The organism is Clostridium rhizosphaerae, from assembly GCF_016765585.1.
Classification (GTDB): domain Bacteria; phylum Bacillota; class Clostridia; order Clostridiales; family Clostridiaceae; genus Clostridium_AT; species Clostridium_AT rhizosphaerae.
Window position 1 is genome coordinate 46,851 of sequence record NZ_JAESWC010000007.1, and the last position, 13,968, is coordinate 60,818.

A 13,968-nucleotide genomic window follows, 5' to 3' on the forward strand; every position below is an offset into this window, starting at 1 on the left:
AGACCGGATTTCTCCGGTCTTTATTCTTTTACTAATTTGTTAAGCCTTATAGAACCTGCTGTAAACAGCACTACCCCAAACAATAAAATCAAGATTGAGCTTACTATTACATTTCCTCCGCCCATAATCTCAGAAAACCAGTATTGAGGAGTGAACTTTGCTATACTTTGAATTGCTGATGGAAGACTGGCACTTGGTGTAAAGGAGCCGCTGACAAACCCTGTAGCAGTTCCAATTACACAAACTATTATGGATAAAAGCCCCTCATTTGTTGTTATTCTAACAGCAAATAGACCTAAGCTTACCGAAACTACAATCATGCATGCCATTCCTATAAAAATACTTATTAAAGACACATCAAACTGAAGGCCAAAAGTCATTTTTAAAATAACAATAATAAAACTATAGATAACTATCTGTATAAGCCCAAAACCTAATATAAGTCCTCCGCTCACTTCCCAAGGCTTATGCGGGGTTGTAAGCTGCCTTGATAGTGTTTTCTCCTTACGCTGTGCAAAAATTTCTCCTGCTACATAGTTTGCTGAGAAAATTATAAAATTTACTATAAGAACCATAACCAGTTTAGCAAAATTAAAGCTGCTTCCCTTTGTCTTAACTTCCGTAGTAATATTATTTTTTGTAATAAGGCTCTCATCAACACTCCCTACAGAAGCTTTTAGATCTGAAATTAAAATCTTGCTGTTTATATATTGGTCAATATACTGTCCTAATTTAAAAGCTACATTTTGATTTCCAGTCTTTAAAAGACTTATAACTGGTTTCTCTCCTTTTTGTATTTTGTCTGAAAAGTCTTCACCTATAATATAAGCCGCCAAAAGTTTTCCACCTTTGATTTTAGCTCTTGCTTCCTCTTCGCTAAGGTTTGTGATATTGTAATAATCTTTCTCCTCTTTTATCATTTCATCAACTAGTATTTTCCCTTGATTTCCTTTATCTTTTAATACAACAGCCACTGGAAAACTGCTCGTACTGCTATCACCTTTTGCCATATAGCATATAAAACCAGTAACCAGAAGTGGCATTAAAAGCATTAATGTTATTACTTTTTTATCTTTAATCATGTATTTAAAATTTATCAGTGCAAGTTTTATCATGCCCATAATACTTCCCCCTTTAAGCTTCCCAAGATCTGCTCATTCTAACGCTTCCGATAATAAAGGATAGTAAAACTACTGCAGCTACTACACCTAAACTTGGAATCATAGAGCTTAAATCATTATATAATCCTATTTTCTTATACATTTCTGCTATCCATATATTTGGCGTAAATTTTGAAGCTATATTAAGAAACTTATTATCAATAATATCTATTGGCCAGAATACTCCGCCAATCATTGTCCCTGCCATCATTACAGTAGTCAGAATAATTCTTGCAGTTTTTTCATCCTTAAAAATTGATATTGCAAGACCGGTAAGAGAGGCTATTAAAAGACTATTCATTATTACTGCCAAAATTATAAGAGCAAAATTTCCGTGAAAGGCTTTCCCCGTAAATCTATAAAATAAAACATAACTTAATATTGATAATGTTGATATTATAAACAAAGCTCCTATTTTTCCCAAATACAAACTCTTTCCGTCTATGGATATGGAAAAGACTCTTCTTAAAGTTCCTTCTTTTTTCTCTTTCATAAATTCTAATGAATAGGACATTATGATTAATACAGAAGTAAAGGTAAGCATTTCAATCCCATAATATTCAATAGAACTTAATCTATTATTTAAGGCTAGAGTATCTTCTTTTATGGCTGAAGTACTAAATGCACTATTTAATTTAACAGCATAGCTTTGCATTAAATCCTTCTTTTGTGCTTCAGAGAGAGTAGAATTATAAATATTTTTATTTACTCCATTAGCTATAGAAATATTTTTTGCAAAGCTTTCTAAAACTCCTTGAACTACATGAGTTTGAACTCCCATATCCTTTTTAATCTGGTTTATCAGAAGCTGTGAAGCTTTATTGTTTTGTATGCTGCTTTGAAAATCTTTTGGTATTATAACCTCTATATCTCCATCGGCATCTCTCAATTCAATAATATCTTTTAAAGCTTGATTACTAAAAATATCTTTTATTAACCTGCTGCTTTCGCTGTTATCGCTATCTTTGATACTAACCGTAAATTTTTCCACCTTTGCAGTTTCCTGAAACATTTTATCTTGAAAAAATCCGTAGAAAAAGCTAAGCATTACCGGAAATATAAAAAGCATAAGAAAACTGCTTACAAAGTCTTTTTTAATTATCCTTAAATCTTTCAATATATATGCCCATATTTTCATAACTTTTCTCCTTAATCTCTAAGCTTTTTGCCAGTAAGCGTTAAAAAAACTTCCTCGAGAGTGGGTTCATTAATATGAATGCTGTTAAACTTAACTTCTTCTGAAATCAGTACTCTTACTGCATCTTCCAAACTAAAGCTTTCATTTTTCGTAACTAAAGTAAGCTTTCCTTCTTCTTTTACAACTTCACTTATTCCTTTAAGCTTTTTAAGCTTAAGTACAATCTCTTCGCTATATTTTGGTATTTGTATATCAACTTTTGTTAAATCAGTAACCATCCTTTTTACTTCTGCCTTGTTTCCCTTTGCTATTTCCTTTCCTAAGTCTAATATGAAAAGGCTATTGCAAAGAGACTCTATTTCCTCCATATAATGAGAGGTATATATTACTGTAGTTCCATTTTCTTTGTTAATATTTTTTGTGAATTCAAATATATGATTTCTGGATTGAGGATCAATTCCAACCGTAGGCTCATCCATTATAAGCACCTTTGGATGATGAAGCACAGCACAGGCTATATTAAGTCTTCTTTTCATTCCTCCTGAATATTTCTTTACCGACATCTTAATGCTGTCTTCAAGTCCTGCAAGTTCTATAGCTTCATCAATTCTCTGTTTTAAGAGCTTTCCTTTTAGCCCATACATTGCTCCCCAAAACTCCAAATTCTGCTTGCCTGAAAGTTTTTCGTATAAGGCAATTTCTTGAGGGACTAAGCCTATTTGTTCCTTAACCTTTAAAGGTTCCTTATTTATTGAATATCCCCCTACAACTACATCCCCATTTTCTGCTTTAATAAGCCCTACCATAGTTGATATCAAAGTAGACTTCCCTGCACCATTTGGCCCTAAAAGCCCAAATATATCCCCTTCTTCAACTTCCATTGAAACATTATCTACTGCTAATTTATCATTAAATCTTTTTGTTACATTACTAATTTCTATAAATGCCATACTCCCATCTCCTTGTATCTCTTATCATGATTTAATTATATATTCTTTAACATATTTATCCTATTGTCTTAGGTAATATATTGAAATGACTTAAGTCATTTCATAAATTACTTATATAAAAATAGGCTGCTCCTAAAGCACTAAAGCTTAGGTCTGTCTCAAAACAGCTAAACTTAGCGTGTTATTTGAATTCGTAGAAACATTTGAGCGAGCAGCAATAAGACTTTAATTTAAAAATATATAAAGCCGTTAAAAATCCTATATTGCCTGAGCAAAGCGAGTTTATAGGATTTAGGCTTTATATATTTTCAAATTATTAGTCTTATCTGCACAGTGAAAGTTTCCCAGAATTCAAATAACACGCGGTAGTTTTATGCTGTTTTAAGACAACCCCTATAGGTTTATTGTGCTTTAAGATCAGCCCTTTTAATTAGCTATTCCATTTTTAAATGCAAATATAACAATTTGAGTTCTATCTCTTAATCCAAGCTTTGATAGAATAACGGAAATATTATTTTTTATAGTGCCTTCCGTTAGATATAGTTTGTCTCCTATCTCCTTGTTAGTTAAGCCGTTTGCTATCTCTCTTATAATATTTATATCTTTTTCACTTAATCCATGCTGTTTAATTATCTTGCTGTAGTCTTCTTTATCTTCTGCTTTATAATTGTGCATTATATTGGTAGCTATCTCAGGATGAACTACAATGCTGCCCTTGCAGGCAGCTTTTATCCCCTCATATATAACATCATAATCACTGTCTTTTAAAAGATACCCTGAAGCTCCATAATTTAATGCATCATGTATGTATTTATCATCTTTAAAAGTAGTTAAAATTAAAATTTTAATGTTATTAAAACTATCTTTTATAAGCTTTGTTCCAATAACTCCGTCGCATACAGGCATCCTTATATCCATTAATACCAAATCAACATCATTCTCTTTGCAAAGCTTTAAAGCCTCTTCTCCATTTTCACCTTCTCCAACGACCTCAATATCTGAATATGTGTTTAATATTATTTTAAGGCCCTGTCGTATCAGCTTCTCATCATCTACTATAACAATTTTTATTTTCTCCATACTTATAAATTCCTCTCAGAAATTAATGCTTCAACCTTAGGTAGATTTAAATTAAGCTCAAATCCTTTCTCTTTTGAAGATAAGTACTTAACAGCTCCTCCTATGCTTTCTGCTCTTTCTTTTATGCTTTTAAGCCCTACTCCCTCTACAATATCGTCACAGCCTGCCCCATTATCCTTTAGTCTCATGTATAACGAGTCCTTATAAAAATTCAAATTTATATTAATCTTATCAGCTTTTCCATGTCTTACAGAATTAGTTAAAAACTCCTGAACTATTCTATAAAGTACAAAGCTTTGATCAGAATTTAGTTCCCATCTTTCTTTAGACAAAACAAATATAACTTCCACTTCTGTAAGCTTCTTAAAGTTCTTTATCATCTCTTCAATAGCTAATATACCCTGATACTTTTCAAATTCAGTTGGAACAAGAGCTCTAACTGCTGCCCTCACGCTTTTTAAAGCATCTTTTGCAAAAGCGCTTAAGTTTTTAGCCATTTCTGATGCTGACTTTCCATCACTATCGGCTATCTTTTCAATTGCGGAAAGCTGAATTATCATAGTTGATAGACTATGACCAACTGAATCATGAATTTCTCTTGAAATTCTATTTCTTTCTCTAAGCAAGGTAAGCTCTTCTATCGTACTTGCATACCTTTCTAAGTTTTCTTTTGCCTTTTTTAGTTCTTCTTCAGAAATCCTAAGCTTATCATAAAGCTTTTGCGCTTCATGTTTTCTTTCTCTTTCTTCCTTAATATAAATTCCTAATGCACCAATTGCTGCTGAACTTAAAACACTAGATACTTGTAGCTTGAAATCAGTTTGTCCAGCAACTACTAAAATTATAATAATTAAGCTGACTAACCCTCCTGTTATATATTTATTATTTATGTATATCGTTGAGTCCAGCAATATGCTGAATAATAACAAGAATATTATTCCTCCATAGTACTGAAAAATAATCAAAGCTAAAGCTGCTTCAGCTAGTATTGAAGCTGAAAAATAAATATTCCTCTTAGGTATAGAGAAAAATCTTATTTGGTTATTTATTATAAATATTAAAGATAGTGCTATAAAACATATGTCTATACTCTTTCCTGATACCATTAAAAATACAGACGACCATAGAGATAAAACTAAAGATATATATCTTAATATTGTAAACAAAACCTTCTTGTCCAAAATGCATCCTCCTGCAATTCTTAATTATAACTTGAATAAGCCTACTTCAATCTAAAGGTCTTAGGAGCTGCCTTATAAGTTACAACTAGAGCCGCTGCCATATAAATAACAGTCACACCAAGTACTCCCAAAGTGAAATAGTAGGAGGATGTTTTAATTTGAAGACATCCATAGCATACAAAATACATAACCGCATTTATTATCTTAAATAATGGACTCTTAACAGTTAATTCAGCCGTATAAGGCTGTATTACATAATACATAAATAAATGGTGTATCGAGAAAAAGCAGGCTAGACATAATATACATAAAAATACCGGTATCATTGCTATAAGATTCGATGAATAACCGGCTGCTGCAATTATTATAATAAGTGCTAAACATAAGGCTGCAGCAGGTATAATATTTAGCATAACTACTCTCTTAAGTCTTGATGTAAAATTACTAAGTATAACTTTACTCTCTCTATAGTAGGTATATCTCAGCAAACTCATATCACAGTTGTAGAACATTGCCTTACAAATTCTTTCTCCGGTAGACATTAAATACATTAGGAAAACAAATAAAGCTGTGCTTTTCTGAATTTGACTAACTATATCTTCTCTATGCTGAGGCATAAAGATTACAAAATACATGCAGATTAAAAATACTATACCTATAATTACTGACCTATTTCTTATAGGTGTCACCATAATTCTTCTATGCCTCTTAAAAAATAATGCATTCAAATATTCATAGCCTTCCTTTTTACTAAAGCTTTTGCTGTCTAAATCTTCCTTGCTCATTTTCTTTTCATCTATTTTAACATCGCCAAACTTCATATCTGTCTTTATAGATCCAAGCTTAAATAGATTATCTTTAGTAAGTAATTTTTTTGATATTACTGTATAGTTTTTATAGTTAAAAATATATATAAAAGCTGCTGCTCCAAGACAAATGACAAAAATGGCTATATATGCATTAAATAATATCTTCTGAAAGTCAACAGTTAATTCTAATGCAGGCAGCAAATAAGCAAGAAGTATACTGCCAAGAATAACTATAGTCATATATATATTTTTTTCTGTGAGTGCGCTTTTTGTTTTAAAATATACCTTGATATGCAGATACTCTCCTATAAATCTTAAAGCAATCAGTTCCATTATAAAGATTAATGCTTTTAAAGGAGAGAACCCTATTATTGAGCCAATAATAAGCATAGGTATTACAAAGTGAACAAAGTCTTTTAAATTTATATATATTATGCTGCTAATGTAATATTCTCTTGCATCAGCTCTCATCAAAATAATCATATTAAAGGCCTGCTTATCATATTTATTTATAATTGTGCTTTTAATAAGTGGGCCTAAAACAAGACTTAAAAACGCAAAAATATGAAAAAATATAGGCAAAAGCTTAGTTTTATCCTTAATAAGAGAATCAGATATTAAATAAGCCGGAAGTATAACCATTATTCCAATGTAAAATGCTTTTCTGAAGAAACCGCCAAATAGCCCTAGAACTTGGCTTATGATTCCTATAGTAAGTTTAGCATCAGTCTTCTTATAAAGTTTCTCAGGTATTTTCTTACCTATTAGTGGAATTCTTTTTAAAAAATAAATAAACTGATTAGCTCCTTCTGCAAAGGAAACCTTGAAACTATTAATAAAAGTTCTATACATCGCCGCCCTCCTTTAAGATTTCCATAACTTTTTCCTCAAAGCCAGGACTCTTTAGTATTTCACTATTAAGTTCTTCTAAAGTTCCACTATTTAAAACTACTATTTCATCACACAGGTCAGTTGCAAGCTGCAAGATGTGGGTGGAAAAAATGATAATATGCTCGCTTTTTATTTTCTTAAGCAAATTTTTAATTTCAAGTGCTACAACTACATCAAAAGAAGTCAAAGGCTCGTCTAATAATATTACAGAAGGTCTTGTTATTAAAAAGCAAACCATCTGTATTTTATTTTTCATTCCGTGTGAATAACCCTTTATTAGCCTGTATCTATCCTGTTCATCAATTTTTATCAAATCAAAGTATTCTTCTATTTTAAGAGGATTTTTAATTTTATCCTTATTTATATCAATATAGAACTTTAAGAATTCATAACCTGTCAAAAATTCAGGCAGTACAGGCTCTGAAAAAACATAACCTACCTTTGAGTAATCTATAACCTGTTCCTGGCCATCTTCTACAAGCTTTATATTTCCGCTTTCATACTGCGCATCTCCGCTTATACAATTAAACAGAGTTGTTTTCCCTGCTCCATTTCGTCCCAAAAGTCCATATATCTTACCTTTTTCAAAGCTGCAGGATGCTTTTTTAAGCACTTGCTTTTCCCCATAGTTCTTTTCGATATTTTCCAATATAAGTTTCAATTTTATGCCCCCTCTTTAATATTATTTCATTATAAAAAAGTATTTAATAATTGATAAATGTAATTGTAAACTTAGTTCCTCTACCTTCTTCACTTGATGCATATATACTTCCTTCCTGTCCCTCAACAACTGCCTTTGCAATATATAAGCCTATTCCGACATTAGTAGGACTGCTGCTGTTCGGTCCCTTATAAAACCTTTCAAAGATTTTTGGAAGCTCTTTTCTGCTTATTCCAAGCCCATTATCTTCAATAACTATCTGAGAAAAAATATTATTACTTTCCCATGAAATATTTACAATTCCGTCTAACTTGCTGTGTTCAATGCAGTTTTTTGCTATATTTGAAAATGCCTCTCTTGTCCAATTTACATCATGTTTTATTCTTATATCTTTATCTCCTGATAATTTTATTAAAATGTTTTTTTCAGAAGCTGAAAGCTCAAGAGGCTCAATACTTTTACGTATAGTGTCATATATGGGCTTTTCTTCCTTATTAAATTCAATTATTTTTCCTTCAAGCTTTGCCATTTTAAGAAGATTCTTTATAAGCCAGTCTATTCTATCAAGTTGATTTTTGCCTTCTTGTAAAAATTTATATTTCTCTTCAAAGGGCATTTCTACATCCCTTATCATGATATCGTTGTACATTGTGAGAGAAGCTAAAGGTGTCTTGAGTTGATGTGATATATCCGTTATTATACGTTTTAAAAAAAGCTTGTCTTCTTTTAATTGTTCCATGTTTTCTTTTAGTCTTTCAGACATAGCATTATATTGATGGGACAGAAGACCAAAGTCGCCCTCTTCCTTATCACTTAGCTCACAATTAAAGCTTCCTTCCATGATTCTATCTGTACTTTCTGCAAAACTTCTTACTTTCCTAAATATGTTTCTTAAGAACATTATGATGAATGTGAAAAATACTAAACCAAATACTGCCAAGGCAGCAAGGGATATTGTGTATAATTTTTTATACTCCTTTTCAAATACTAAATTTTTATAAGTGCTTAAATCCTCTTTATAGGAATACTTATTTAAGATTTCTTTCCCATACTCATAGTTATTTTTAAAATCTGCTGTATAGTTTTTTACTATTTCCTCTTCAAGTTCAGGATGATTTTTTACTATAACCCCCACAGCACCAATGTTTTGTTTTATAACAATGGTATTTATGCTGCTGATGCTATTGTTTATCATATACATAAAACAGAGAACAAAAATAGTAAAGAGTATGATGAAGGTTGAGGTTATAATTTTTACTTCTTTATTTCTAAATATCATCATAGATTTCTGCTATCATCCTTCCACATGTATCCTATTCCTCTTATAGTAGTAATATATCTTCCTGCCTCCTCACCAAGCTTTTCTCTCAACCTTTTCATATAAACATTTAAAGTGTTGTTATCTATAAAGTTACCATCGATGTCCCAAAGCTTTTCTATAATAGCGTTCCTGTTAAGTACTTGATTTTTATTTTCTATCATAAGGAGCAGCAGCTTGTATTCGGCAGCTGTTAAATTTATTTCTTCTTCTTTTACATAAACCTTGCATTTAAGAGGCTCTACAGTAACTTTTCCGCTTATTAGCTTATTATTAGCAGCTGGTTCACTGCTTTTTCTTTGTCTTCTCATAAGAGCATTAATTCTTGAAGCAAGTTCTCCTATCCTTACAGGCTTTGCAATATAGTCATCTCCTCCTATATCAAGTCCAAAAATTATATTAGCTTCATCATCTAATGCGGTCATAAAAATAACAGGTACACCACTCTTCATTCTTATTTCCTTGCAAAAATCATAACCGTTTCCGTCCGGAAGCATTACATCCAACAAAATAAGCTCTACATCTCTATCAAAAGAACTTTTAGCCTGCTCTAAGCTTTTAGCAGTTATTATATTGAACCCCTCTTTTTTTAGGGCATACTCTATTCCCATTGCTAATGGTGCCTCATCTTCTACCAGTAAAATCTTCACTATCTTCCCACCTTACTAATAAATTCAATTTTTATTACTATTTTACCATAATTTATTTAAACTTAAAAATAATAGGAGGCAAATTGCCTCCTATTATTCTTCTAATCTTAAGCTTTCTACAATATTCATATCATTTAATTTTCTTAAAGGTATCAGCGCGGCAATAAACGTGATAAAAATAATTCCTGCAGCTCCTGAGAAATATGTCCATATTGACATCTTATAACCTATATCCCCTAAAGGATTATTACCTACTATACCATACCTTGTAAGCAGATAGGATAAAGGAAGTCCAACTAAGGAAGCAAAAATACCAAATAGTACTCCCTCTAAAAGTACAAGTTTCTTAAATTGTCCTTTGGTCATTCCAATAGCCTTAAATATTGCATACTCTCTCTTTTTAACAAGAAGATTTATAGTAACAGTATTTATAATATTTACTGTTGAGATTACTACTATTAAAGCTACGAAGCCATATACTAGAACAAATAATTGTTTTATAGAGCTATCCATTTCCTTTTGAGTACTATATGCATCCATAAACATAGCTTTATTCTCATCAGCAATGATATTTAGTTTTTCGAAAAGCTTATCTCTATATTGGCTTGAAGAGTAATCTAAAAGGATATTATTATATTCATTAAGCCCAGTAAGCCTCTTAAAGGTTTCATTTGATACTATAATTCCATAGCCATCTATTAATGGCGTACCTATTATAGGATCATCTTCAATAACATCTGCTACCTCTAAGGTAATTTCTTTTCCGCTATCAATTAATCCCTGAAAATTTTTAGTACTGGAATTATTAATGTACTCTTTAGACATTACAGGAACTGTAATTTTGTCTCCAGGTTTATAGCTTGTAAAATCCCCCCAGAATATTTTTTTATTATCTTTGCCTCTGACTTTGTTGACTATTATAACTTTATTATCCTTAAAATCAGAGTACTCAAGCTTTAACTTATTTTCTTTTTTTGCTAAATTAAAGGCATTTTCATCATAACTGAATATGGAACCTTTATCAATTAAAAAGCTATTTTTATTTTCTTTTAGGTTATTGCTATTTTTAAATGAATTCAAAAACTTCTCCTGGAGCTTACTCTTATCAATAGGAAGGCTTATGACGTATTGATTAGTCTTATATATATTTTTAATACCATCAACAGCCTTTAGTCTTTCTACAAACTTATCTCCAAACAAATTGCCGTCCTTTGCTGTAAAGGCAGCTTCTACTTTGAGACTACCATTTAATATTTTGTTTGACCTTAAAGTAAAGTCTGCGAAGTTTGAAAAGAATATAAACATAATTAAGGAAACTGTTAAAGATATGCAGGTAATATAAAATCTCTTCCTGCTTCTTTTTATATTTTTGTAAGCAACCTCTCCTTCAAAATTAAATATAAGTCTAGGTAAAAAGCTTCTTCTTCTTTTTACTTTTTCTCCTTTTATTACTGTAGTTCCTCTGATTGCATCAATTGGAGAAACCTTTGAAGCAGTTCTTGCCGGGAAAAATGCAGATAAAAATATAGTTATAATCCCTAATGCTGCACCAATAATTACTACCTGAGGCTTTAATACTACATGTAAATCGCTAAAGGTATTTCCGGTCATCATAAGGTTGATTGTTATATATAGTCCCAAGTATCCGCAGAAAATACCTATTGGTATAGCTATTATGCTCATAATAAATGCTTCTTTAAAAACAAGATTTCTAATTTGCTTTTTAGTAGCTCCTATACTTCTAAGTATTCCATAATGCTTGACTCTTTCCATTACCGATATGTTAAATGCATTATAAATAACTACTACAGTACAAATGACTACAAACACTGTTACAACTATAAATATTTTTAATACAGCATCATTTTTTTGTTTATCCGGTCCTTGACCATAAAGATATAGAAGATCGCTGTTTACATCAAAACTTACTCCCGAGTCTGCAGCTATTTTTTTAGCAGCTCCTATTTTATCTTTTTTCTCTTTTAAATTAGCATAATAAGAAAAGCTTCCATCTTTTGCTAAAGCTTCATCAAGAAAAGTGATTCCATAGCTGCTTATTTCACTGCTTTCAAAAGCTCCTACTATTTTATACCCTTTATTCTCGGCATTATTTTCAAATGCTAACTTTCCCTTTAACAGGCTGCTATTATTTTTGTCTTTCAAAACATTATAAAACTTTTTATCTACTATTATTTCCGAACTATTTTGGGGAAGCCTTCCTTCTGAAAGCTTTAACTTAAATATATTATTAAACATTCCTTCATCATAAGCCTTAATTTGCATTGACTTGATTGAATCTGTCAAATCTACGTTTTCAATTACAAAGCTTCCTAGTTTTTTCTCTGCTCCTCCATTTTTTATTTCAGCATTGCTTTTGAGAAGCTTTAATTTATCTGTATTTAATTTAGAAAATAAAACTTCAAAGTTTCCGGATTTTTCTTTTGTACTTTCAATCTGACTTTCTTTCCCACTGTAATAAAAAGTAAAGATTGCTGAAAACATTGCAACAGCTACTATAATTCCAAATAGAGTAAGAATTGTTCTTCCTTTATGCTTTAATAAATATTTTCTTGTAAGAGACGAATATTTCTCCATTATTTCATCACCTCATCTGATGAAATCTTTCCGTCCACAATACTTATAATTCTATCTGCCATAGAGGCAATATTTAAATCATGTGTAATAAGTATCAAGGTCTGGTTATACTTCTTTGCTGAATACTTTAAAAGTTCTAGTACTTCTTTAGAATTTTTTGTATCTAGATTTCCTGTAGGTTCATCAGCTAGTATTATTGAAGGCTTATTAGAAAGTGCTCTACCAATGGATACTCTTTGCTGCTGTCCTCCTGAAAGCTCTGATGGAAGATGCTTTCTTCTTTCTTTTAAATCTAATATACTTAACAGTTCATCTATATAAGGCTTATCAGCTTTTTTGTTATCCAATAAAAGAGGCATTAATATATTTTCTTCTGCAGTAAGCACAGGTATTAAATTATAGGCTTGAAATATAAATCCCACTTTACGTCTTCTAAGTATAGAAAGTTGTTTTTCTTTTAGTTCATATATATCTAAGTCATCAATAAAAACTTTACCAGAAGTAGGCTTATCTACCCCTCCTAATAAATGAAGCAATGTACTTTTCCCTGAACCGCTTGGACCTACTATTGCAGTAAACTCACCCTTGTCAACAGAAAAGCTTATATTATCAAGCGCTACAACTTCATTTTCACCTTTGCCATATTTTTTTGATAGATTTTCAACTCTTAAAACTTCCATTTTTTCCTCCTTATAGTCGGAAGCACTGAGTAGTTTAGACCACTCACTTCCGCTCGTAAACTACTCGTTAAAGGTCATTTAGACCTTTAACCTCCTTTCGCTAGAAACACTGGGTCATTTAGACCTTTAGTTCTGGGCAATCTAAAATCGCTCATTGTCATTCCCTAGATTGCCCGTTGAAGCCCATTTAGGGCTTCAGTTCGGGGCAATCTAAAATCGCTCATTGCCATTCGCTAGATTGCCCGTTGAAGCCCATTTAGGGCTTCAACCTCCAAATCAACTTTATAGCTTTATTATAAAGTCAATTAATTACAATAAGCTTAATAATAAAATTACAAAATTGTAATTTAATAAAACAAAAAACTGATGCGCAGCTAATTATTAAGCTTACTGTTCATCAGTTCCTTATCATTTTTAAAGTGTTATTGTTTTTTGCAATCCTAAAAAATCTCCGCTCCATATAACTGCTTTACTTCATTTAATCCCTGCAATATTTCCATTCTTGAAAAATTGCAGTTAGAAAGCTTTTCTTCGCTCCATTTACTGATTTCATCATAAAAGTTTAAGGCTAATTCCAAAAGCCTCGGCGACTTACGGGTTTGCATAGCTTCAAATAGAGCATTTTCAGCCTTATTAATTTCACCGTCGCTTACATATCTTTTAATCATCATTTCCAACAGCTGATCCTCTGCAATAATAACATTTCCGCTTTCTTCATCAATATTGTCTTCAATGCCGCTCTTCTTTTTTATAAAAGAAACTATTCCATTTAAAGCAGATTTTATTAGTTTCATAATATAATCATTTTCAAACATCTATTATTTCTCCTTTTGTTAATACCTAATTTATTCTCAA

Annotated in this window: 12 protein-coding genes; all 12 read right to left on the reverse strand. The window is 31.3% G+C overall.

Annotated elements, in window-relative coordinates; genetic code table 11:
- Positions 1-20 precede the first annotated feature (20 nt).
- The 12 genes from JK636_RS12130 to JK636_RS12185 all read right to left on the reverse strand — a co-directional run bounded on the left by JK636_RS12130 (position 21) and on the right by JK636_RS12185 (position 13,928).
- Entirely contained in the window at positions 21-1,121 is a 1,101-nt protein-coding gene (locus JK636_RS12130) for an ABC transporter permease (protein WP_202749275.1), read from the reverse strand.
- A 13-nt stretch (positions 1,122-1,134) separates the two neighbouring features.
- On the reverse strand, positions 1,135-2,298 hold the full coding sequence (locus JK636_RS12135) for an ABC transporter permease (protein ID WP_202749276.1): 1,164 nt from the start codon (positions 2,296-2,298) through the stop codon (positions 1,135-1,137).
- An 11-nt stretch (positions 2,299-2,309) separates the two neighbouring features.
- On the reverse strand, positions 2,310-3,248 hold the full coding sequence (locus tag JK636_RS12140; protein WP_202749277.1) for an ABC transporter ATP-binding protein: 939 nt from the start codon (positions 3,246-3,248) through the stop codon (positions 2,310-2,312).
- A gap of 426 nt (positions 3,249-3,674) precedes the next feature.
- Positions 3,675-4,328 (reverse strand): response regulator transcription factor, encoded by a 654-nt coding sequence (locus JK636_RS12145; RefSeq protein WP_202749278.1) that lies wholly within the window; start codon positions 4,326-4,328, stop codon positions 3,675-3,677.
- 2 nt (positions 4,329-4,330) lie between these two features.
- Positions 4,331-5,509 (reverse strand): sensor histidine kinase, encoded by a 1,179-nt coding sequence (locus tag JK636_RS12150; RefSeq protein WP_202749279.1) that lies wholly within the window; start codon positions 5,507-5,509, stop codon positions 4,331-4,333.
- A gap of 41 nt (positions 5,510-5,550) precedes the next feature.
- Positions 5,551-7,170 (reverse strand): hypothetical protein, encoded by a 1,620-nt coding sequence (locus tag JK636_RS12155; protein ID WP_202749280.1) that lies wholly within the window; start codon positions 7,168-7,170, stop codon positions 5,551-5,553.
- On the reverse strand, positions 7,163-7,870 hold the full coding sequence (locus JK636_RS12160) for an ABC transporter ATP-binding protein (RefSeq protein ID WP_202749281.1): 708 nt from the start codon (positions 7,868-7,870) through the stop codon (positions 7,163-7,165). Before JK636_RS12160 ends, JK636_RS12155 begins: the two co-directional genes overlap by 8 nt.
- A gap of 43 nt (positions 7,871-7,913) precedes the next feature.
- A complete protein-coding gene (locus tag JK636_RS12165) occupies positions 7,914-9,152 on the reverse strand; it encodes a HAMP domain-containing sensor histidine kinase (RefSeq protein ID WP_202749282.1) in 1,239 nt (412 codons plus the stop codon).
- Positions 9,149-9,841 carry a winged helix-turn-helix domain-containing protein gene (locus JK636_RS12170; RefSeq protein WP_202749394.1) on the reverse strand — a complete coding sequence of 231 codons (693 nt, stop codon included), beginning with the start codon at positions 9,839-9,841 and terminating at the stop codon, positions 9,149-9,151. Before JK636_RS12170 ends, JK636_RS12165 begins: the two co-directional genes overlap by 4 nt.
- Positions 9,842-9,931: 90 nt before the next feature.
- Positions 9,932-12,433: an ABC transporter permease gene (locus JK636_RS12175; protein WP_202749283.1), complete on the reverse strand. Its 2,502-nt coding sequence runs from the start codon at positions 12,431-12,433 to the stop codon at positions 9,932-9,934.
- Positions 12,433-13,113 carry an ABC transporter ATP-binding protein gene (locus JK636_RS12180; RefSeq protein ID WP_202749284.1) on the reverse strand — a complete coding sequence of 227 codons (681 nt, stop codon included), beginning with the start codon at positions 13,111-13,113 and terminating at the stop codon, positions 12,433-12,435. Before JK636_RS12180 ends, JK636_RS12175 begins: the two co-directional genes overlap by 1 nt.
- A 440-nt stretch (positions 13,114-13,553) precedes the next feature.
- On the reverse strand, positions 13,554-13,928 hold the full coding sequence (locus JK636_RS12185) for a DUF6483 family protein (protein WP_202749285.1): 375 nt from the start codon (positions 13,926-13,928) through the stop codon (positions 13,554-13,556).
- Positions 13,929-13,968 lie beyond the last annotated feature (40 nt).

Excerpts from the sequence above, each read along its gene's own strand:
- JK636_RS12130 (WP_202749275.1), bottom strand. The coding sequence starts at position 1,121 with ATGGGCATGATAAAACTTGCACTGATAAATTTTAAATACATGATTAAA.
- JK636_RS12135 (WP_202749276.1), bottom strand. The coding sequence starts at position 2,298 with ATGAAAATATGGGCATATATATTGAAAGATTTAAGGATAATTAAAAAA.
- JK636_RS12140 (WP_202749277.1), bottom strand. The coding sequence starts at position 3,248 with ATGGCATTTATAGAAATTAGTAATGTAACAAAAAGATTTAATGATAAA.
- JK636_RS12145 (WP_202749278.1), bottom strand. The coding sequence starts at position 4,328 with ATGGAGAAAATAAAAATTGTTATAGTAGATGATGAGAAGCTGATACGA.
- JK636_RS12155 (WP_202749280.1), bottom strand. The coding sequence starts at position 7,170 with ATGTATAGAACTTTTATTAATAGTTTCAAGGTTTCCTTTGCAGAAGGA.
- JK636_RS12165 (WP_202749282.1), bottom strand. The coding sequence starts at position 9,152 with ATGATGATATTTAGAAATAAAGAAGTAAAAATTATAACCTCAACCTTC.
- JK636_RS12175 (WP_202749283.1), bottom strand. The coding sequence starts at position 12,433 with ATGGAGAAATATTCGTCTCTTACAAGAAAATATTTATTAAAGCATAAA.
- JK636_RS12180 (WP_202749284.1), bottom strand. The coding sequence starts at position 13,113 with ATGGAAGTTTTAAGAGTTGAAAATCTATCAAAAAAATATGGCAAAGGT.
- JK636_RS12185 (WP_202749285.1), bottom strand. The coding sequence starts at position 13,928 with ATGTTTGAAAATGATTATATTATGAAACTAATAAAATCTGCTTTAAAT.